This is a genomic window from Cysteiniphilum sp. QT6929, from assembly GCF_030035755.1.
GTDB lineage: Bacteria > Pseudomonadota > Gammaproteobacteria > Francisellales > Francisellaceae > Caedibacter > Caedibacter litoralis.
This window is the reverse complement of sequence record NZ_CP103983.1, coordinates 2,354,678-2,375,225: the sequence shown is the minus strand read 5'-3', so window position 1 is coordinate 2,375,225 and position 20,548 is coordinate 2,354,678. Positions and strand designations below refer to the sequence as shown.

The 20,548-nt window shown below is 39.5% G+C and carries 19 protein-coding genes; 7 read left to right on the top strand and 12 right to left on the bottom strand.

The window, feature by feature from the left end; translation table 11 throughout:
* Positions 1-64: 64 nt before the first annotated feature.
* Positions 65-1,456 (top strand): cardiolipin synthase, encoded by a 1,392-nt coding sequence (gene cls, locus NYP54_RS10365; protein ID WP_283156441.1) that lies wholly within the window; start codon positions 65-67, stop codon positions 1,454-1,456.
* 2 nt (positions 1,457-1,458) lie between these two features.
* A complete protein-coding gene (locus tag NYP54_RS10360; RefSeq protein ID WP_151193179.1) occupies positions 1,459-2,208 on the top strand; it encodes an endonuclease/exonuclease/phosphatase family protein in 750 nt (249 codons plus the stop codon).
* Between the two features lie 200 nt (positions 2,209-2,408).
* On the opposite strand, the gene rpmE is transcribed toward NYP54_RS10360, so the two are convergent.
* The 4 genes from rpmE to NYP54_RS10340 all read right to left on the bottom strand — a co-directional run bounded on the left by rpmE (position 2,409) and on the right by NYP54_RS10340 (position 5,012).
* Positions 2,409-2,627: a 50S ribosomal protein L31 gene (gene rpmE / locus NYP54_RS10355; RefSeq protein WP_117003200.1), complete on the bottom strand. Its 219-nt coding sequence runs from the start codon at positions 2,625-2,627 to the stop codon at positions 2,409-2,411.
* A gap of 135 nt (positions 2,628-2,762) precedes the next feature.
* Positions 2,763-3,500 (bottom strand): ferredoxin--NADP reductase, encoded by a 738-nt coding sequence (locus tag NYP54_RS10350; RefSeq protein ID WP_283156440.1) that lies wholly within the window; start codon positions 3,498-3,500, stop codon positions 2,763-2,765.
* Positions 3,501-3,686: 186 nt separating this feature from the next.
* Complete coding sequence (locus tag NYP54_RS10345; RefSeq protein ID WP_283156439.1) at positions 3,687-4,256, bottom strand: Maf family protein; 570 nt, start codon at positions 4,254-4,256, stop codon at positions 3,687-3,689.
* A complete protein-coding gene (locus NYP54_RS10340) occupies positions 4,257-5,012 on the bottom strand; it encodes a VacJ family lipoprotein (protein WP_283156438.1) in 756 nt (251 codons plus the stop codon). It lies immediately after the preceding gene.
* Between the two features lie 204 nt (positions 5,013-5,216).
* Between NYP54_RS10340 and NYP54_RS10335 the strand changes: the two genes are divergently transcribed.
* Positions 5,217-6,743, top strand: a complete 1,527-nt coding sequence (locus tag NYP54_RS10335) for a DHA2 family efflux MFS transporter permease subunit (protein ID WP_283156437.1) — start codon at positions 5,217-5,219, stop codon at positions 6,741-6,743.
* 138 nt (positions 6,744-6,881) lie between these two features.
* Here the strand turns inward: NYP54_RS10335 and NYP54_RS10330 are convergent, their stop codons facing one another.
* The 6 genes from NYP54_RS10330 to NYP54_RS10305 form a co-directional block, all read right to left on the bottom strand.
* Positions 6,882-8,135, bottom strand: coding sequence for an MFS transporter (locus NYP54_RS10330; protein ID WP_283156436.1), 1,254 nt, complete (start codon positions 8,133-8,135; stop codon positions 6,882-6,884).
* 19 nt (positions 8,136-8,154) lie between these two features.
* Positions 8,155-10,326, bottom strand: coding sequence for an AMP-binding protein (locus NYP54_RS10325; RefSeq protein ID WP_283156435.1), 2,172 nt, complete (start codon positions 10,324-10,326; stop codon positions 8,155-8,157).
* An 86-nt stretch (positions 10,327-10,412) separates the two neighbouring features.
* A complete protein-coding gene (gene radA / locus NYP54_RS10320; RefSeq protein WP_283156434.1) occupies positions 10,413-11,768 on the bottom strand; it encodes a DNA repair protein RadA in 1,356 nt (451 codons plus the stop codon).
* A 51-nt stretch (positions 11,769-11,819) separates the two neighbouring features.
* Complete coding sequence (locus tag NYP54_RS10315) at positions 11,820-12,128, bottom strand: PilZ domain-containing protein (RefSeq protein WP_117003192.1); 309 nt, start codon at positions 12,126-12,128, stop codon at positions 11,820-11,822.
* A 1-nt stretch (position 12,129) separates the two neighbouring features.
* Positions 12,130-12,765 (bottom strand): DedA family protein, encoded by a 636-nt coding sequence (locus tag NYP54_RS10310; protein ID WP_283156433.1) that lies wholly within the window; start codon positions 12,763-12,765, stop codon positions 12,130-12,132.
* Positions 12,766-13,101: 336 nt separating this feature from the next.
* Positions 13,102-13,743 (bottom strand): LysE family translocator, encoded by a 642-nt coding sequence (locus NYP54_RS10305; RefSeq protein ID WP_283156432.1) that lies wholly within the window; start codon positions 13,741-13,743, stop codon positions 13,102-13,104.
* Positions 13,744-13,939: 196 nt separating this feature from the next.
* Between NYP54_RS10305 and NYP54_RS10300 the strand changes: the two genes are divergently transcribed.
* Together NYP54_RS10300 and NYP54_RS10295 are read left to right on the top strand one after the other, a co-directional pair.
* Positions 13,940-14,992, top strand: coding sequence for a methionine ABC transporter ATP-binding protein (locus NYP54_RS10300; protein ID WP_283156431.1), 1,053 nt, complete (start codon positions 13,940-13,942; stop codon positions 14,990-14,992).
* Positions 14,970-16,427, top strand: a complete 1,458-nt coding sequence (locus NYP54_RS10295) for a MetQ/NlpA family ABC transporter substrate-binding protein (protein ID WP_283156430.1) — start codon at positions 14,970-14,972, stop codon at positions 16,425-16,427. The genes NYP54_RS10300 and NYP54_RS10295 overlap by 23 nt, the downstream gene beginning before the upstream one ends.
* Positions 16,428-16,534: 107 nt before the next feature.
* Here NYP54_RS10295 and NYP54_RS10290 read toward each other — a convergent pair whose 3' ends face one another.
* Positions 16,535-17,254: a phosphoadenosine phosphosulfate reductase family protein gene (locus NYP54_RS10290; protein WP_283156429.1), complete on the bottom strand. Its 720-nt coding sequence runs from the start codon at positions 17,252-17,254 to the stop codon at positions 16,535-16,537.
* A gap of 6 nt (positions 17,255-17,260) precedes the next feature.
* Positions 17,261-18,280 (bottom strand): tryptophan--tRNA ligase, encoded by a 1,020-nt coding sequence (locus NYP54_RS10285; protein WP_283156428.1) that lies wholly within the window; start codon positions 18,278-18,280, stop codon positions 17,261-17,263.
* Positions 18,281-18,419: 139 nt separating this feature from the next.
* On the opposite strand from NYP54_RS10285, the gene accD reads away from it, so the two are divergent.
* A complete protein-coding gene (accD, locus tag NYP54_RS10280) occupies positions 18,420-19,283 on the top strand; it encodes an acetyl-CoA carboxylase, carboxyltransferase subunit beta (protein ID WP_117003185.1) in 864 nt (287 codons plus the stop codon).
* Between the two features lie 2 nt (positions 19,284-19,285).
* Positions 19,286-20,506 (top strand): Mur ligase family protein, encoded by a 1,221-nt coding sequence (locus NYP54_RS10275; RefSeq protein ID WP_283156427.1) that lies wholly within the window; start codon positions 19,286-19,288, stop codon positions 20,504-20,506.
* Positions 20,507-20,548 lie beyond the last annotated feature (42 nt).

Genomic DNA, 20,548 nt, shown 5'->3' with positions numbered 1-20,548 from the left:
ATCAAAGCCATGCTATTATTGTTACAGAACTTGCCAAGCCTCATCTAAGGATAGAAGGAAATAAATGAGTATTTTTAATTTTCTAGAGCTACATACATTTTTAGTTATTTGTGAGATTTTAATTTTAATCGTTGTCGTACGCATGGTTGCTGAGAAACAAAAACCAACCAGTATGATGGCATGGCTTCTGGCGATTATTTTACTACCTTATGTTGCCGTACCTTTTTACTTTATTTTTGGCATTCGCAAACGTAAGCGCAAACGCCATAAACATGAGTTTAACTTACGTAAAATCGATCATATTGATACTTTCAACCCACACCCTATTCGCACAGTGCTCATTAATCAGGATATTCCAGCACCCACCAGCAACAATCACTTTGAGCTTTATCTTGATGGCATTCATGCCTATGAGGCACTGATTAATCAAATTCACCAAGCCAAAACAAACATTTATATTAGCACCTATGTTTTTCAAAATGATCATGTAACTTTAAGACTTCTTGCCGCATTAACTGAAAAAGCCAAACAAGGTGTCACCGTTAAGCTTCTTATTGATTCTCTAGGCTCATATCGAGTGTACTTCAATCAGCGTATTTTTAAACGCTTGCGCAAAGCCGGAGGCAAAGTATCTTTTTTTATGCCAATTATTCAAATGCCTTTTCGTAATTATATTAACTTTAGAAATCATCGAAAAATCTACTTATTCGATAATTACACCGTGCTGACAGGTGGTATGAATTTAGGCGACGAGTACATGGGTCCCATCCCTTGCAATAAGCGCTGGGATGACATTTTGTTTAAAATTCAAGGCCATGCAATTTGTCACTTTCATAATATTTTCGCCTCTGATTGGGAGTATTCGGCAAAAGAGCACCTTGATCATATGACCGAAGTTTGTTTGAAAAAAGACTATGGTCAAAACTTAATTCAAGTAGCTCCCTCAGGTCCTGATATCCCTAATGATGCTTTATATGACTCACTTATTGCCGGCATTTATGCCGCACAGACACGCATCTGGATTGTGACTCCCTATTTTGTGCCATCTGACTCATTGCTTGAAGCGCTACAAATTGCCTATCATCGTGGTGTTGATGTCAAACTCATCACCCCAAAAGTGTCCAATCATTTGATTGCCGATTTAGCACGTAGTAATTTTATGCGCCAACTTGCAAAAACAGGTATTGAAATCGCTTTATTTGACAAGAAGATGATTCACGCAAAAGCCGTGTTATTTGATGATAAAGCCGTTATGCTTGGTTCAGTAAATCTTGATAATAGAAGTTTATTTTTAAATTATGAAGTCGTGACCTATGCTTATGAGGCAAGCATTATCCAACAAGTGAATGAGTGGATGAACGAATTTCTAAAAGATGCTGGCAAGACATTGCCAGCACCATCAAAAGCACGTAAGTTAGGGGAAAGTATGGTTAAAGTCTTATCCCCTTTATTATAGTTATGTTTAAGCCGCCGCAAATTACCCTAAGCTGTGAAAATCAGGTTAAATCTGCTTTTGTCCCTGATTTTTTTAGCATTTTGAGTTGGAACATTTACAAGATTAATCATAAAGATCCTGTTGAGTTTCAACATTTTATCAAGAGTTTACAACAAGCCTATAACCTTGGATTTTACTGCCTACAAGAAGCAAAACATAGCGATAGTGCAAGCTTTCCGTTGGATGACTTTTGCTTGCACTTTGCACCTAATCTGCAACTTAAGTCGCATGCCTACGGTGTGATGACCGCAAGCAGCATTATGAGTCATAAAGCACAGCAAATCTTATCCAAGAAAACAGAAATTTTATTTAAAACACATAAGTCAAGTCTTGCCAATCACTACGTATTTGCTGACAACACACCACTGATCATCATCAACGTACATGCGATTAATTTTAATAACTCACGTATCTATGCTGAAGAAATTCTACAACTGCATGACTATCTTACCAACTATCAAGAAGCTGCCGTTATTATTGCTGGTGACTTTAACAGCTGGAATAAAAAACGTAATTCGCTGATCCATGAGTTCTGCCGCGCACTAAACTTAACGCAAGCACAATTTGAAGAAGATAAACATATCAAACGCTTTGCCAAGCATCCGCTTGATCTTGTCATGTATCGTAACCTTAATTGCCAATACGCCACGGCAATCGATAGCCGTAAAATTTCAGATCACAATCCATTATTACTTAAATTTCGTCGGGGTTAATGACTATGAATGAATAAAAACAAATTCTATTGCAATTACCCCCTCACCCGCGCAGCGTAAGCTGCACGGCCTCTCCCGCAAGGGGCGAGGCACTAGCTGATGCAACTTATTTTCCCACCATTTCTATGGATATAAAAAAAGCACCCTTAGGTGCCCTTTTTATTATCAAAATTGCTCATCAATTTGAGCAATGCTACAGCTTATAGTTTACGAGACTTTAAGCTGCCAAAACGCTTCTGGAAGCTATCCACACGTCCAGCTGTATCAACCACACGTTGCTTACCAGTATAAAATGGGTGACACATTGAGCACACATCCAATTGAATATCTTGACACTTCGTTGAACGCGTTTCAAATGTATTGCCACAGCTGCAGCTTACTGAAACTTTTTCATACTTTGGTTGAATCTCTAAATTCATCTTTATTTACCTCTTTAAATATATTCTTGCCGCCACCTAAGCCCATCTTAAGCACCGCAGAGTAAAAACGTTGCACATCATAGCGCAAAGCGTATCATCTCTCAAGCTTTTAGCTTGATTAAATTAGCTAATTTACTAATTCGATGAAATATACTTTTCACGACGTACTCGTTTAGCATCAAAGCCACTATCTGTTAATAAAGCAAATGCATCATCGATCATATTTGGATTACCACACAGGTAGACAACGTCTTCTTCAGGCATTAAATCCAATTGGTCAAACACATGCTGCACATAGCCTTTTTGCTCATCCGCAGCTAAAGCTTCTTGCTCACGAGACAAACATGCTTTGAAGTGTAGCGAATTTATCTTGTCTGCATACTGACGGAAATCTTCTGCATAAATCGCATCTGCCTTATACTGCACACCAAGCAATATATGAACCTCTTTGACATCTTCAGCTAAAGCTTTTTCAATCGTTGGCAACATCGCACGATATGGCGCAATACCCGTACCAGTGCCCACCAATATAAGCTTACGGATTTTCTCGCCATCTTTTAATACTAGGCGACCGGCAGGACCCATAGCATTGAACTTATCACCAACATTCATATTAAACAAATGCTCTGAAGCAATCCCACCATCAACATAAGAAATGGCGATTTCAATCAAGTCTGTATCTTCAGGAATACTTGCGACACTGTAGCTACGGCGCCTTACTTTGCCATCTTCATGATCAAATAAGAAGGTAATAAACTGCCCAGGAACAAAGTTAAATGCACTGCCATCTGCTTTTTTAAACGTTAAGTGCTTAACATTAGGTGCAATTTGTTTTGATTCAACTAACTCTGCTTCAAATTTTTCAATTGCCATAAAATTTAGAATGATCATTTATCAATAATGGGCAACAGTTTACGAGTGTTATTATCAATAATCCATTACTTTGTATGTAATGATGTATAAATAAGTTGCATCAGCTAGTACCTCTCCCCTTGTGGGATTGCTCGTGCAGCTTAAGCTGTATAGGTGAGGGGGAGTTAAAACGCAACTTACTTTTGATTAATTACTATGCGGAAATGTAAATTTGGCTAAGACTTTTTTGACTTCTTTAACTGGCAAGCCAACAACATTATCAAAATCACCTTTTATCTCTTTGACAAAACGCTGACCAATTCCTTGAATGGCGTATCCACCGGCTTTATCACATGGTTCATTCGTCTGCCAATAATCCTTTATTTCTTCATTAGTCAATGACGCAAACAGTACATCGGTTATTCTATATTCATAACATACTGACTCGCCATCACCAACGGCAAAACCAGTAATTACTTGATGCCAGCATCCACTTAACTTATGCATATATTCACAAAACACCTTAAAATTTATCGGTTTTTGCAATATTTCTTCATCAATCACAACAATGGTATCAGCAACTAAAACAGGTATATCTAGTGACCTTATGCTTAACGCCGCCTTAAGCTTTGCCTTCACGACTCGCTCTAGATACATCAACGGCTTTTCATTAGCTAACGAAGATTCATCAATATCTACAGCAAACTTGCTAAACTCAATGGATTCACGACGCAGCAATTCTGCTCGCCTTGGAGATTGTGATGCTAAATAAATCATTTAGTTACTCGGTTGATCAAGAAGATCTAAAACTTCTGCATCACTATCAAAATGTTGAGTTTTTGCAGTATTGCTTGGCTTAATTTGCAAGGTTTTATCCAAGTTATAATCATAATTTTGTAAGTACGCATTACGTGCCGCGACATACGGGTCAATTGAGCTATTCATTAATTTTTCATATAAAGATAGGTATTGAACACCTTCGTTTGCCTTATACACACCATAAGCACTCCAACTAACCAGCCTTGGCGCAACAGCATTATAACTTAATGGATTAAAAACAGTATCAACAAGATCGCCTGCTGAACCACCAAAAGTGTTAGGCCCTAAAATTGGCACCACAAAATAAGGCGAGTAACGATAGCCCCACTTTGCCATCGTGAAACCAAAGTTTTGTACGCGACGTGGTAATCCCATATTTTTAGCAACATCAAACAAACCAAATACACCAAAAATGGTATTGGCGACAAAGCGCGCGGTATCGCGCCATACATAATCAAAATTCCATTGCAACAAATCATTTGCAATGCGTCCAGGCTCAAGAATATTATTATAGGCATTGTCAATTCCTAACTGTACCTGATCAGGCACGACATAATCATAGCCTTTTGCCATTGGAATTAAGGCATAATCATAAGTCACTTGGTTAAATTTAAAGACAGCACGGTTATAACCTTCCCAAGGATCCCGATTCTGTTGGGTGGCACAGCCACTTAAAACGACGACTGCTAAAAGAGCAATTACTTTATATTTCATTTTTCATGTGATTTTTTCCTGTTGCTGGCAAGTATAGCGGATTTTTCAAAAAGTCGTCAGTAGTTGTTTAAACAAAAGCAAACATGCTTGTTGCAAGCGCTAAATTCAGCAAATTTTGTTTTTTTTAATTAACATGCTCCATGCTATACAACAAGAATAAAGCACTTTACAATGAAGTCTGATTTTTGATTTAAGCTAATACCCATGACACACACCACACAACAAACAATCTCTCCTACAACCAAATGGTTAATTACCATTACCGTGATGCTCGCAGCAATGATTGAGATTATTGATACAACCATTGTTAACGTCGCCCTACCCGACATGGCAGGATCTCTTGGTGCGAGCACTGAAGAAATATCCTGGGTTGTGACTTCTTATATCGTATCTTCTGCGATTTGCATGCCACTTACTGGGTTTTTCGTGCGCACTATTGGACGGCGGCGACTGCTTTTGATCAACATCATTGGGTTTTTGATTTTCTCAATGCTCTGCGGTCTATCAAGTTCTCTTGGCGAGATGGTATTTTTTAGAATTATGCAAGGAATCTTTGGCGCCTCTTTAGTCCCTCTATCGCAATATGTCTTACGTGACACTTTCCCACCTAAAGAGCAAGTTAAAGCCATGGCAGTTTGGGGTGTTGGCATTATGGCAGCGCCTGTATTGGGTCCCACATTAGGGGGATACATTACTGACTGGATTAATTGGCGCTGGATTTTTTATATTAACGTTCCTGTATGCCTTATCGCAATCGTTATGGCACTGATGTTTATTCGTGAAACAAAGCGGGAGAAACTGAATATTGACTGGGTCGGTCTTGGGCTTATGGCATTAACCATTGCCGCCTTACAGATCTTTCTTGATCGCGGTAACAACGACGGTTGGCTATCATCACACTTTATTCTTGCCATGCTAATATTTTGGGTTATTACGGGTCTAATTTTCATTATCCGTGGTTGGTTTAATCCAAAAAACATCTTAAACCTTCATTTATTTAAAGATCGCAATTATGCAGCATCCTGCATGTTATTAGTCTTTTACACTGCAGGCATATTTGGTCTTATGACCGTACAACCATTAGTAATGCAAGGGTTTATGAACTACTCGGCATCACTCTCAGGTGAATTAATGATGCCTCGCGGTCTTGCCGCAGCAGCTGCGATGATGTTGATAGCTCCCTTAGCAAAACGGATTGATTTACGCATTATCATTTTTCTGGGCATTATTTTTACTGCTTATGGCAACTATCTATATGGTCAGATTCCGCTAATGAGTGATCCGTGGAATTTAACATATCCTGGCATTATCCAAGGTATTGGCATGGGCTTTTTCTTTGTGCCCGTGTCAACAATGGCTTTGCAAACCTTACGCCCTCAAGATCTCGCCGAAGGCAGTGGTATGTTTAGTTTCTTTAGAAATTTAGGTACATCTGTTGGCACATCCGTAATGATTACCGTACTAAGTCAGCAAGCGCAAGTCGCTTGGAATAATATGATCAAATATATTAACCCCGCTAACCAAAATTATCAAACTTGGTTACAAAATACCGGCTGGCACGCGCAAGATCCAACAACATTAGGCGTTGTCGCACAAACGATTAATACTCAAGCGAATATTATTGCCTTTAATGACGTTGCTTATTTATCTTATCTATTGCTCGCCATTTCAATTCCTTTTATTTTGCTCCTAAGCAAACCAGCTAACACGGGACTTAGTATGGATCATTAATGCACTCTTTGATTATCATTAAAAAATAGCAACCATTCTCTGAGCAAAGTCAAAAGGAAGTTTATTGGTAGCAAATGGCTTCGACTAAAGCTCAGCCAACGCTCACGCAGTAAAGCTCGTAAGAAATACAATCATCGCTTACTTTTTCAAAGGAAACATCACAAATCCTGCTTTGACATTGGTTAGTATCAGCAAGATCAAACTTAAGAAAAGAGGCAACAACAGCACTAAAAAAGCACCGGTAAAAACGTTTGGGTTATGAATTTCTTTTAAATCGCCACCATTAATCCACATGCTGACATAATCAACCAGATGCTGAAAAAGGGCAGCTGATAAGCCAATCGTCATATTGACCACCGCCAGAACAGTACCATGCACTTTGCTGGGGAAAATATCATCGACAACAGCAAAGGCTAGTAGCATGCTTGAGACAAAAAATCCAAGTAAAAAATAAAGCACATAAAGCATGCTGATACTAAAAACATCAGGCAGTAATACAATCAGACTAAAGACAATAATCGTCATGACATTCGTGATAACCATCCATGCTTTTTTTGAATTTGTCAGACGTGCAACGATGCCATGCGTGGGACCGCCCACGGCAATACCAATAAAAATCATTACACTGATCGATGCTGCAGTCGTTGCATCAAACTGATAGGTATATTGTAAAAACACCACATCATAAAGCTCTGAGAAAGCATTAACTACAGTACCAACCATAATGCCGGCATATATCGCAATCAACCATAAGTCTTTAGACTTTAGTACGTATAAATGCGCTTTTGATAGTTTTCTCGAGATTGCCTTATGTGTGACAAACTCACGTGGTCGCACACAAAGATAAATTACCAGTGAAAATATTACGCCAATATAACCAATAAGCCATAGTGCTCCTTCCCAAGTAAGCTTTTCAATCCAATAAGCCAATAGCACCTGACCAAAGATACCCCCTAACACCCCAATCGTATTTGTTAAACCAACTGCAATCGGGAAAACATTATTCGGTAGCACATCAGATGCGACTTTAAGGGCACCTAAAAAAGCAAATGCCGAGCCAATTGCTATCAATATCCGTCCGATCCACATCATGCTAAGCGATTGATCCCAGATAAATACCAAGATCCCAAGACTCATGACAAGACAGGATAATGATAATGTCCACTTACAACCAAAGCGATCAAGCATCAATCCCGCAGGAATTTGAGCGATTGCATAGATTGGAAAATAAATTGCCATCACCGAAACGACTTGATTGATATCTAAGTTAAGTGAATGTGCAATTGGTGCCAGAAGCACACTAGGTGCGGTATGCTGGAAATAATCTAGCGCATAGAATATTGCTGCAACAAGCCATATAAGCCATGCAACAGTCAGTGTTTTTGCTTTCATTAGCTCTCCATTTTTGAGACTACCTTAATAGCTCCAATACTTTGTGTTTTGCCGCACTAAAATCAGTTTTGCCTGAACCTAACTTTGGAATGGCATCGACTTGGAAATAGTTTTGTGGCTTCAATAAATTATTTATCTTAGCGCTATTGACTTGCTGCTTAATATCGCTAGCGTCCATTGCCATGGTATATAAAAGCGATATACATTCGCCTTTTTTCTGATCAGGTGTAGCCACAGCTAATATCTCATTCTCTTCATTATCCGCACCTAACAATGACATAACCTCTTCTTCAACTGCAGATAAACTGACCATCTCGCCACCGAGTTTAGCAAAACGTGAGTAGCGATCTAAAATCGTCAAATAGCCCTCTTCATCAAGCATGCCTTTGTCACCTGTTTGATACCAACGAATGCGATGACGTTTGAAAATAACCTCTGCTGTTTTTTGTGGGTTATGCAAGTAACCTTCCATAACATTGACTCCACCAAAAGTAATCATACCCGCCTCGCCAATCGGCAACTCTTCTTTTGACTCAGGATCAATGATCATAAAGCGCCCACCAGGCACCGAACTGCCAACGGTACCAATCTTATTATTGATCTTATCGCCTTCATTTGGCTGATTGACACTTGCCACGGGACTTAACTCAGTTGTGCCGTACCCTTCGTAAATAATCTTGTCAAACTTTTTCTCAAACATAGCTCTGACTTCAGGTAAAAGCTTCTCAGCCCCTGCAACAACGAAGTTTAATGATGAGAATTGCTCGGCTGTCAACTGACGTGCTTTTGAGTAAATTCTAAAGAATGTTGATGTACCACAGAGAATCGTTGGTTTATATTTATCTGCTAACTCACCCAACATCGCCGCATCGGTAGGATCTGGATGACAAACCATAAACACGCCCTCAAGCAAAGGTAAAATCGTTGTCGCTGTTAAACCAAAAGCATGGAAAATCGGCAGAATACTTAAAATAGAGTCATCCGATTTAGCGCCTAAGATAATCATCGATTGCTTAACATTGCCTAGAATATTTTTGTGACTTAACACGACACCTTTAGGTTTACCCTCACTACCACTACTAAACAAAATCGCTGCGGTGTGGTCAGTCGCCACGCGTGTAACATAGTGATTAATCAACTGCTCGGCAGAGGATAGTTTTACATGCAATAAAGTCTTCAATAAAGTAAATTTATCTAATTGCTGACGCATATCTTCTAAAAGAATAATTTTTGAATTGCTAAATACTTCCTCTAAGAAAAAGCCTTTTTTCTTTAACTGCTCAATAAAGCGCCCTGATGTGATAATCGTTTTGATATTAGACTCAGAAATAGCCGCATCAAGTGCTGATTTAGACGCTGTATAATTTAAATTCACCAGCGTTTTACCAAGCACAAAGCCACTCATCATTGCCATCGCTCCACCAACACTTGGAGGCAAGCAAATACCAACACGCTCCTGTTCACGTAAAATTGGCTCAAGTAATTTTGATAGCGCAAGCGTTGCAACCAATAAACGCTCAGAGCTTAATTCAACTCCCGTTGAATCGGCAATGACTTTTTTACCCTTACGTGCCTTTGCTTGCTTGATCCAAACCTCTGGAATCGATGGCATCAGGGAAATGTAACGCTCCCACGCATAGATATTCTTCTCTGCTAAAAGATCCGATAGCTCTTTTTTAGTCAGCGCGATACCAATTGGCTCGAAAAAGCTTAGATGCAGCCACTGCGGCACATTGCGTCCACGCGTATATTTAATACACTCAAAGCCACAAACCTGCATGGGGATAATTTCATTGTTGAGTTTTATTACATCCGCATAAAGCTCTTGAGATACCAAAAGCACCCCTTCTTTATTCCATGAGGTTAAAAAGGATTGTGAAATAATCGTAACACTCGTTCTTTTCAACAAATAATCCACTAACTTTGATGGTGGGTTTTGGCACTCCATGACCACCGTTACTGTTTGTCGAGCAATTCGCTGCAATAAAACCGCTAGAAATAAATTAACATTATTACTAATGACCACTGCCGGTTTGAAATTTGGCACATAGTTGACATGGTGAAAGTTACACATATAACGCTGGCGCTCTTTTAACTGCATAACGGCAATTAAGGTTTTATTTGGCCAGATATACAGCGAACCCAAAATAACGATTATCAGTAGAATAATCACACCTAATACTATTAACATCTATACCACCTCATCATTGGCGATTTTCCATTTATATGCAGAAAACAGTATAGTAAAAAAAATGCCTTAAAAAGTCTAATGGTGATTTATAACAAAACTGCCTTCAACTCATCAAGCTTCTTAATGGCTTGCACTTCAATCCCAATATCTTTTTTTGGCATATTGCCCTGTGGCACAATTGCTTGTTTAAAGCCATGCTTTTGTGCTTCACTTAAACGCTCCTGCCCATAGGGGATCGCGCGTATCTCACCTGAGAGCCCTACTTCACCTAAGATAATCCAATCTTTGGCAATCGGTCGGTTATATAAGCTTGAGAGAATGACGGCAATAATTGCTAAATCAATACTGGGTTCATTGACCTTAATACCGCCAACGATATTGATAAAGACATCGTGATCACTTAGTTGCACACTTAAATGGCGCTGCATAATTGCCAATAACATCGCTAAGCGATTAGGGTCAAGTCCTAATGCTAAACGTTTGGGCTGAGCGTAGCCGTTTTCACTAATAAGCGCCTGAACCTCAACAAGTATGGGGCGTGTGCCCTCCCATATTGCGATAATCACACTGCCTGAGATATCATCCTCAGCGCGATTAAGAAAGATTGCTGATGGGTTTTTAACCTCGCGCATGCCCTTATCGGTCATCGCAAAAACACCCAGTTCATTTACCGCACCAAAGCGATTTTTCATCGCCCTGACCATACGATAACGCCCATCGGTTTGCCCTTCGATAAAAATGACACTATCAACAATATGCTCAAGCACTCGAGGACCTGCAACTTCACCTGATTTGGTCACATGCCCAACCAAAAAAACCGCGCAATTTAAGCGTTTAGCCGTTTGCGTTAATAAGCTGGCTGATTCACGGACTTGAGCGACACCCCCTGCAGCGGATTGCAAGGCTTCAATCTGCATCGTTTGAATCGAGTCAACAACGACTAATTGCGGGCGATGCGTCTCGATATACTGACAAATCACTTCTACATTGGTTTCGCTCATCAACAGTAGTTTATCATTAGGTAATTGCATGCGTTGCGCACGCAGTGCAACTTGCTCTAGTGATTCCTCACCTGTGATATAAAGCGCTGTGTGAGTCTGTGATAACACCGTCATAATTTGCAATAAAATCGATGATTTACCAATTCCTGGATCACCACCAATTAAGGTTACAGAGCCCGGCACAATACCGCCACCCATCACCCGATCAAATTCAGCAAATGGACTATGGATGCGTGGATAATCCGCTAAAGCGACTTCATTGAGCTTTTGCACTTTTGCCTCAACGGCGGCATAGCCCACTTTGTTGGTTATTGATTTTTTGATGCTTATTTGAGTTTCAACTAAAGTATTCCATTCCAAGCAATCAGGGCATTGTCCTTGCCACTTTGGTGATATTGCACCGCACGATTGGCAGACATAATTTGTTTTTGGCTTTGCCATGCACACACCTTTATTTATTTTATTTATCTGAGTGGAACTATCTTACTTTCCTTATTCGTCATGCTTTATCATACCCACCAAATAATTCTCAAGTATCTGGTTGATTTCAAAGCCAGCATCACCCAATAGCTGAAAGCCATATTTTTTGTCATTTTGGTAGTCATCTGCCGAAATCCAGATCACTTTTGATTTACAAGTTAACTCTTGTTTTAACTCAGGCAAACGCACTACAAGCTCGGTCTCTTGCCCAAAATCAAGCGCATTACTATGATAAACAGTTAGTGCACCTTGCTTAACAAAAGGTAAGTAACTTTCTAATGCTGCCTGCTTGGAGGCTAAGGTGATTTCAATTGCTGCCATATTATACTTCCATATCAAGTTTTAATTGTTTACTTTGCTTTTCTTGCTTCTTACGTGCACGCCTTTTCCTTAGCCTTACCAGTAAAAAGCTCACCGTAAATAGAACGAGGAACAAGAGAATAATTGAGATATGCCAATACTCTTTCACTAAATGTGTGAGCGATAGTTTATGCAGTATAACCTCAAGTGCATTACCAAAGTAATAGCCTCCTAGTAAAAACACCAGCACCCAGATAATGGCACCAATGGTATCAAACACCATAAACTTAATATTGCTAATCTTACTCATGCCCAAAGCAAAAGGAATAATCGTTCTTAAGCCATAAGCAAAGCGAAAGCCTAAAATGAGCCAAAAATTATATTTATCAATCATCAGGCTAATACGATCAATCTTCGGTTGCCAATTGGGTTTACGCTTTAAAATCTTAGGCCCCAAATAGCGCCCTAAATAAAACAAGAAACAATCATGGATCAAGCAGCCAATAATCGATAGGACAACAATCCACCCAAAATCAAGCATACCAGCGGCGGCGGCAACACCCCCTAGCACTAAAAAAGTTTCACCTTCGATAATTGCCGCACCAAACATAAGCCAATAGCCCCATTGTTGAATTAATGCAATATGTTCTGGTGACATGTAAACCTCATTTATTTTTATTTACTGGAGTTACGCACTTTTGCTATTTCAACACCCCACCTCGCACGCTCGGCACCCCTCTTGCAAAAAGGGGAATTAAAATCACCGTCGCCCAATTCCCCTCTTTGCAAGAGGGGTGGCAGCCGCAGGCTGACGGGGTGTTATAAAGTCATAATTTTTCTAAAGTGCGTAACTTAAGTTATTTACTAGAGTTACTTACTCAATTTTCCTCAATACGCCTAAATTCTAACGTATCGATGCCATATATGCCAAAGTGAAACAGCTAAATAACGGAATTAATCTAAATAATCCAGTAGTTTGCTTATTAGATCGTCACTACAAAATCACTGACTCTACAAATGAATAAATAAGTAACAATGCAAAGATCGTTAAAATGACTGAGAAGATAATTTCAAGCTTTGCCATATGTTTAACAAAGACATTTCTAACGCGCTCAGAGCCCATAACATAAGCAACAAAACTAAACCAAATCCACGTACTTAAAAACATCACAACAAGAATGCTTAAGTGATACCAAAGCGCTGAGGACTTCAAAACAAACAATGGCAACAAACTAACAAAGAATACAATCACTTTGGGATTAGATAAATTGCACAAAAAACCCGTAAGCCATAAATGACGCTTTGATATTTTAACGACTTCACTGACATTTGCTTCTAATGAGTGTTTGCCTTTGGATGCCTTAAAGCAGTTATAAGCGATATATAATAAATAACATCCGCCGAACAAAGCAATCCAATGCACAATAATCAAAAAATTATCACTCAGATAATCCAATAAAAGCACCACAAGGGTTGCATAAAATAGCACACCTGTAGCAATCCCAAGTGCGACAAGTACTGCAGGGTTTCGCCCATACCGAATCGATGATCTTAACACCATGAAAAAATCAGGACCCGGTAACATCAACCCTAACAATTGCAATAGTAACAAACTTAATAACGCAGCAATCAACATCTAATAACAACTCACTTTGATAGAAAATAGAGCAAAAATTCTATCACATAGGCTTTAAAAGCAAACTAAAGAATTGATTTTTCATACGTTTGAATTCAATCCAATGAAACTTACGCAAAGTGATTTACGAGTAGCAGAAAATATTGTTACTATATTTTTTCTGATGCACTACTGCACTAAGAGTGGGAACAATAATATGATTGAGATTCAGAACCTCAAAAAAGAGTATCTATCAAAGCATGCTCGCCATATTGCCCTAAAGAACGTCAATCTTTCGATTAAAGATGGTGAGATCTTTGGCATTATCGGCAAAAGTGGTGCGGGCAAAAGCACGCTTATTCGCTGCATTAATTTACTAGAGCAGCCAACAGAGGGTCATGTTTTCATTAATGCTGAGGATATTACCAAGCTTTCTCAAGACAAGCTAAGAAAGGCGCGCCAGAAAATTGGCATGATTTTTCAGCATTTCAATTTACTCTCATCGCGTACGGTGTTTGATAACATTGCTTTCCCGTTAGAGTTACAACATGCCAGCAAAGCCAAGATCCAAGCTAAAGTCAATGAGCTACTGAACCTTGTTGGATTAGAGCAAAAAGCGCAAGCCTATCCTGATGAGTTAAGCGGCGGACAAAAGCAGCGTGTCGCTATCGCGCGTGCTTTGGCGTGTGATCCCGTGGCATTACTGTGTGATGAGGCGACATCTGCTCTTGATCCAGAGACCACTGATCAGATCTTGCAGCTATTAAAAGAGCTCAATCACAAACTTAATCTGACAATCATTTTGATTACCCATGAGATGGATGTAATTCGCAAGATCTGTGATCAAGTAGCGATTATCGATGATGGCTTGATTCAAGAAACAGGTACCGTCACTGAGCTATTCTTAAATCCAAAAACAACCATTGCCAAAAGCTTTACTGAAAAAAGCATGCATTTAAATCTACCGGATGAAATAAAAGATAAATTACACAAAGATCCATATACCGCGCCGCATCTGACCCCTGTCATTAAAATGACTTTTTTGGGGGATAGCATTACCACACCTGTTATTGCTGAGCTTAATAGCAAATTCAAAGTGGCTTGCAATATTATCCAAGCCAACATTGAGCGTATTCAGGCACAATCCGTTGGGGTCACCATTTGCCACATGCTTGGCGAGAAAGAACACTGGGAAAAAGCATTAAGCTTCTTACATCAACAACAAATCAAAATTGAGGTGATCGGTTATGCTACAATCGATGCTTTCTAATCTAGTACTTGCCACATGGCAAACAATCTACATGGTATTTATCGCAACAGTGATTGCGGTTATTGGTGGTTTGATTTTGGGTGTATTACTACATCTATCTCACAATCAAAAGAACCTTGGCATAAGACTTTTTAATCAGGTTGTTGGCTTTATTGTCAATGTCACCCGATCTATCCCTTATATTATCTTGCTAATTTTGCTTTATCCGCTTACCAAGATTATTGTCGGCACAACGATCGGTACCACTGCATCCATTGTTCCTCTTGCCATTGCTGCTTTACCTTTCTACGCGCGTCTCGCGGAATCAGCAATCTCAGAAGTCGATAAAGGCTTGATTGAGGCAGCTAATGCCATGGGTGCGACAAAGTGGCAGATTATCTTTAAGGTATTATTACCTGAAGCCAAAACCTTATTGGTGGATGCTGCGACCTTGACGACAATTGGTCTTATTGGCTATTCAGCCATGGCAGGTATCGTTGGCGGTGGCGGTCTTGGCGATCTAACCTACTTCCAAGGCTATAACAACGGCAACTACTTCCTACTTTACGGTGGCGTTGTATTGTTAATCATCTTAGTACAACTATGCCAATCCTATGGCAAGTATCTAAGTGGCAGCAAAAAAATCACCAGCATTTGGGCATTGGTCGTTATTTTAGTGGCAGGATCGGCAGCTCAAGTGACGTATAACACTTATGAAGCAAGTCAAAATACCAATATGATTACCGTGGGTTATACCCAGTCGCCTGAACAGCAGAAAATCATGCAAATGGCGCAGGAAGTTGCCAAAGAGGAATACGGGCTTAATGTTAAGCTTATTTCCTTTGGTGATTATAATCTGCCGAATCGCGCGCTAAACAATGGTGATATCGATGCCAATGTTTTCCAACATATTCCATTTTTAGAAAATCAAATCAAAGAATTTGGCTACAAAATCATGGAAATTGGTAAGACATTTATATATCCGATGGGGATTTTCTCTACGAAAATTAAATCGCTTAAAGAAACACCAATCGGTGCTAAAGTTGCGATTCCAAATGATCCTACCAATCGTGGACGTGCTTTGATGATTTTAGCGGATGCGGGTTTAATAAAATTAAAGCCGGATGTCACTTGGAAAGCGACATTAAACGATATCATTGATAATCCACTTAAATTACAAATCATTCCACTGCAAGCAGATCAGATTCCTAACAATCTCGATAGTGTCACCCTTGCGGTGATTAATAATGACTTCTTGCCTAAAGCACATATGACCTTAAAGCAAGCCTTATTTGTTGAGCCAAAAGACTCTCCTTTTGCCAATATTATTGTTGTTCGCGATAATGACAAAAACAATCCGTTATTACTGAAGTTTGTCAAAGCGTATCAATCACCACAAGTGGCAAAACTGGCTGAGAAATTATACCCTGATGATGCGGCTATTCCTGCGTGGTAAACACAAGTTTAATCACCCCTCACCCGTACAGCTTCTGCTCCACAACCTCTCCCACAAGGGGAGAAGTAAAACGTCGTGTAACTTATTTCTTCATCATAACTAAACACCTATAACCCGCAGCCATAATCCCAGCTGCAGGTCTTGGCAAACTCATCATAATAGTTTGTGTTTTTTTCGAGAATCTTTAAATATTCAACAAAGTTTTTATCAAACATCGCCTGTCCAATCTCATGCTCAAGATCAACCGTCCGCTTAATATCGTCTTCTGACAAAGCAACAACATCTCTTTTGGTTAAGTGTATACATGGCTGACATTCAAGTGATCGATGATTTAACGGTGCTTTAAAGGGTGTTTTCTCAATTAAGTTATTACGCTTTACTTCATCACAATCCGCCAATAAATAACGTACTTCTCGGTCATCATAACGTTCAGATTCTAAAATATTATCAGGTAAATCAGCTTGCGTTTTACTCATCGTACGACGATTTGCTAATAGCACAACGGCCTCAAGATCCTCATCATGCACCTCAAGCCAGTTTAAAATTGCCATCCCCTTTAGAAAGCCCGCGCACCAATGAAACTGTTGTGATGGAAATTGCTTGCGTGCCCTAACCAATGCACTAAAATCATGCTCAGGTTTTAAATGCACAGAGTCAAATCCAAGTTCTTCTACCCATGACCTTGCCCTATTAACACGCGTCTGCCAAGCACTTGCCTGCCAACCTGTATCAACAGACAAGACAATCACCTCTTGTAAACCAAGCTCATAAGCTTGCTGAATGAGTGCGACACTATCATCACCAAAGTTTGCAATAATACAGTGCATCGTAAATTACATACCAATTTGTTGTTTAAGCTTATCCAATAAGTGCTTTGCTTCAACGCGTGCCTTGCTAGCACCCTTTGCCAAGTATTCATCAATAATATGCTTATTCGCTAACAAATAGTTATACTTCTCGCGCATTGGCATTAATATTTCATCCATTTTTTCAAACAGAGCCTGTTTGGCTTCCCCCCAACCAATACCTTGCTGGTAACGCTCTGCTAACGCTGCCACCTCAGATTCATTGGCAAAGTGCTTATACAATGCAAACACCGTACACTCTGCTGTGTCTTTTGGTTCTTCTGGTAGCTGAGAATTGGTCACAATCTTCATCACCTGTTTTCTTAATTGCTTGCTTGGTGCAAATAGCTGAATCGTATTGTTATAACTTTTGGACATCTTACGCCCATCTAAGCCTGGAATTGTTTGCGTTTCTTTATCAACCATCGCTTCAGGCGCTTTAAGCAAATTGCACTTATAGATATGGTTTAAACGATTAGCAATATCGCGCGCGATTTCAATATGCTGAATCTGGTCTTTACCAACAGGCACCAAATCCGCATTAAACATAATAATATCCGCCGCCATCAGCATCGGGTAATTAAAAAGCCCCATGGTGATACCCGCTTCTTCATCTTTTTCACCTTCAGCAATATTGGCATCTACTGCGGCCTTATAGGCATGCGCACGATTCAACAACCCTTTAGCAGTCACTGAAGTTAATATCCAATTAAGCTCCATAATCTCAGGAATATCTGACTGGCGATAAAACATGACATGCTCGGGATCAAGTCCCAAAGCCAGCCAGGTGGCTGCGATTTCATAGATATATTGCTGTCTTAGCTTACTATCCCACAATTTAATCAGTGAGTGATAATCGGCAATAAAAAAATAGGCATCAAACTCAGGATTTTTTGCCATTTCAAGGGCGGGTTTAATCGCACCAATATAATTACCAATGTGCGGGGTGCCTGATGGCGTAATGCCTGTTAAAACGATCTTTTTTGATTGATTATTTGCTTTATTCATATTTTCTATAACTAAATACTAAAATGAGGCACTAGTGTAACAGAAAACCTCCTTCAAACTAAATAAACACTGGTAAATTCGCATGACTGTAGTATAAAATGATGCGTTATGTGTAAGCACCAAGGTAATAAACCACACCATGAGTTGGCTAACGAAAATTATTCCACAATTACGCTCAGATTCACAAAAGAAAGAGCTTCCTGAAGGCGTATGGCACAAGTGCCCTTCTTGTAATGCCGTTTTGTATTTACCCGATTTGATTGAAAACATGTTGGTTTGTTCTAACTGCGAACATCATATGCGTTTAAATGCGCGTCAACGTGCGAGCTATTTCTTTGATAAAGATAGTGCCGTTGAATATTTCAATGATGTTAAACCCAAAGATGTTTTAAAATTCAAAGACACTAAATCCTATAAAGATCGCTTATCTGCAGCGCAAAAGAAAACCAAAGAAAATGATGCCCTTTTAGTGTTTGAAGGTTTAGTTCAAGGTAAAGCTGCCGTTGCTGCTATTTTTGACTTCAGCTTCTTAGGCGGCTCGATGGGCTCGGTTGTTGGTGAGAAATTTGTACGTGCTGTTGATCTTGCCATTGAAAAGAAAGAACCACTTATCTGCTTTACCGCCAGTGGTGGTGCACGCATGCAAGAGTCATTGTTTTCATTAATGCAAATGGCAAAGACCAGTGCCGCTCTAGCCAAATTAGCTGCACATAAGCTGCCATATATCGTGGTATTAACAGATCCAACCACGGGTGGTGTCTCAGCATCTTTGGCAATGCTTGGTGATATTCATATTGCTGAGCCTAATGCATTGATTGGTTTTGCAGGTCCCAGAGTTATTGAGCAAACCGTGCGCGAGAAGCTGCCTGAAGGTTTCCAGCGCAGTGAGTTTTTGCTTGAAAAAGGCATGGTTGATCGCATCGTTCACCGTCATCACCTACCACAAGACATTAGTCACCTATTGGATAAATTGCTGCCAACGCAGCATAACCACGCGGGTTAACCGTGCATAACGGCATTGTTTATACTCAATTATCTCAGCGTATTGAACAAGCTATTGATCAAATTACTTCTTTAGATTTTCCGCAGGCAACACTTAATGATTTAAAGCTTTTTCTTAAGCGTTTAAATATTAACTATGTACCACATATTATTACTGTAACAGGCACCAATGGCAAAGGCTCAACCGTTGCCATCTTGTCACATATTTTGCAGCATAATGCTATTGATCATATTTGTCATACCTCGCCACATATTCGTTTTTTTAATGAGCGCATTAGTTACAACCAACAGCCCATTAGTAATTACGATTTACTAAACTACTTACAGCAAATTTATAGCTTGTGTTTAGCGCTTGAGATCAAACTGCATTACCACTTCATTAGCTTTGTCAGTACATGGCTTTATATTCAAGCACAAAAACCCAAGTACGCAATTCTTGAGGTTGGCGTTGGTGGCAGATTAGATCCAGCCAACCTATTTGATGCAGATATTGCCATTATTACTACTGTTGCATTAGATCATTGTGAAATGCTTGGCAACACAATTGAGGAAATTGCACTTGAGAAAGCACATATTGCTAGAGCGAAGAAACCCGTTATTATTGGTGATAATTTCCCTAAAAGTGCGCTTGATTATTTACATCAGATTAATGCCACAGTTATCTACGCCAAGCATGATAGCAATATAAATAATGCGTTTATTCATCCTAACAGCATGAACTGCGCATTAACTGCCATTAAACACTTTGACAATACACTCTTGCTACCTAATGACTTAGGATCTTATCGCGTTGCTGGACGCTTTCAGATAATTCAAGATAAGCCCTTAATGATTGCCGATGTTGCTCATAATCCACAGGCTGTGGCGCACTTTTTCACTCAGGTTAAATCCTTATTAATGCAGACACCTAAAACACGCGTACTTGCTATTTTTAGCGCCAATCAGCATAAAGATATAACCAATATTCTTGAATGCGGGGATGGATTTGTTGATCAATGGCTTATTCCTGATTTAAGCATAATTGATCCGCGTTTTTCGCCATTAACTAATCAGCATAAAAATACGTGCTTTCCAAATAACAGTATCTTTTTTGATAATGCTACTGCTGCATTTGATTACATTACAGCAAATGCCCACGCTGATGATCTTGTTATTGTTTTTGGGTCATTTGTATTAATTGGCGAACTCAATAAATATATGGATAAAATCACTGCCTCTCAATAACTGAAGTATGGCTATGATCATATTTCCACCCACTTTGATTAC

What these genes read in the sequence shown, in the direction of transcription:
- cls (WP_283156441.1), top strand. Translation starts at nt 65, where the DNA reads ATGAGTATTTTTAATTTTCTAGAGCTACATACATTTTTAGTTATTTGT.
- NYP54_RS10360 (WP_151193179.1), top strand. Translation starts at nt 1,459, where the DNA reads ATGTTTAAGCCGCCGCAAATTACCCTAAGCTGTGAAAATCAGGTTAAA.
- rpmE (WP_117003200.1), bottom strand. Translation starts at nt 2,627, where the DNA reads ATGAATTTAGAGATTCAACCAAAGTATGAAAAAGTTTCAGTAAGCTGC.
- NYP54_RS10350 (WP_283156440.1), bottom strand. Translation starts at nt 3,500, where the DNA reads ATGGCAATTGAAAAATTTGAAGCAGAGTTAGTTGAATCAAAACAAATT.
- NYP54_RS10345 (WP_283156439.1), bottom strand. Translation starts at nt 4,256, where the DNA reads ATGATTTATTTAGCATCACAATCTCCAAGGCGAGCAGAATTGCTGCGT.
- NYP54_RS10340 (WP_283156438.1), bottom strand. Translation starts at nt 5,012, where the DNA reads ATGAAATATAAAGTAATTGCTCTTTTAGCAGTCGTCGTTTTAAGTGGC.
- NYP54_RS10335 (WP_283156437.1), top strand. Translation starts at nt 5,217, where the DNA reads ATGACACACACCACACAACAAACAATCTCTCCTACAACCAAATGGTTA.
- NYP54_RS10330 (WP_283156436.1), bottom strand. Translation starts at nt 8,135, where the DNA reads ATGAAAGCAAAAACACTGACTGTTGCATGGCTTATATGGCTTGTTGCA.
- NYP54_RS10325 (WP_283156435.1), bottom strand. Translation starts at nt 10,326, where the DNA reads ATGTTAATAGTATTAGGTGTGATTATTCTACTGATAATCGTTATTTTG.
- radA (WP_283156434.1), bottom strand. Translation starts at nt 11,768, where the DNA reads ATGGCAAAGCCAAAAACAAATTATGTCTGCCAATCGTGCGGTGCAATA.
- NYP54_RS10315 (WP_117003192.1), bottom strand. Translation starts at nt 12,128, where the DNA reads ATGGCAGCAATTGAAATCACCTTAGCCTCCAAGCAGGCAGCATTAGAA.
- NYP54_RS10310 (WP_283156433.1), bottom strand. Translation starts at nt 12,765, where the DNA reads ATGTCACCAGAACATATTGCATTAATTCAACAATGGGGCTATTGGCTT.
- NYP54_RS10305 (WP_283156432.1), bottom strand. Translation starts at nt 13,743, where the DNA reads ATGTTGATTGCTGCGTTATTAAGTTTGTTACTATTGCAATTGTTAGGG.
- NYP54_RS10300 (WP_283156431.1), top strand. Translation starts at nt 13,940, where the DNA reads ATGATTGAGATTCAGAACCTCAAAAAAGAGTATCTATCAAAGCATGCT.
- NYP54_RS10295 (WP_283156430.1), top strand. Translation starts at nt 14,970, where the DNA reads ATGCTACAATCGATGCTTTCTAATCTAGTACTTGCCACATGGCAAACA.
- NYP54_RS10290 (WP_283156429.1), bottom strand. Translation starts at nt 17,254, where the DNA reads ATGCACTGTATTATTGCAAACTTTGGTGATGATAGTGTCGCACTCATT.
- NYP54_RS10285 (WP_283156428.1), bottom strand. Translation starts at nt 18,280, where the DNA reads ATGAATAAAGCAAATAATCAATCAAAAAAGATCGTTTTAACAGGCATT.
- accD (WP_117003185.1), top strand. Translation starts at nt 18,420, where the DNA reads ATGAGTTGGCTAACGAAAATTATTCCACAATTACGCTCAGATTCACAA.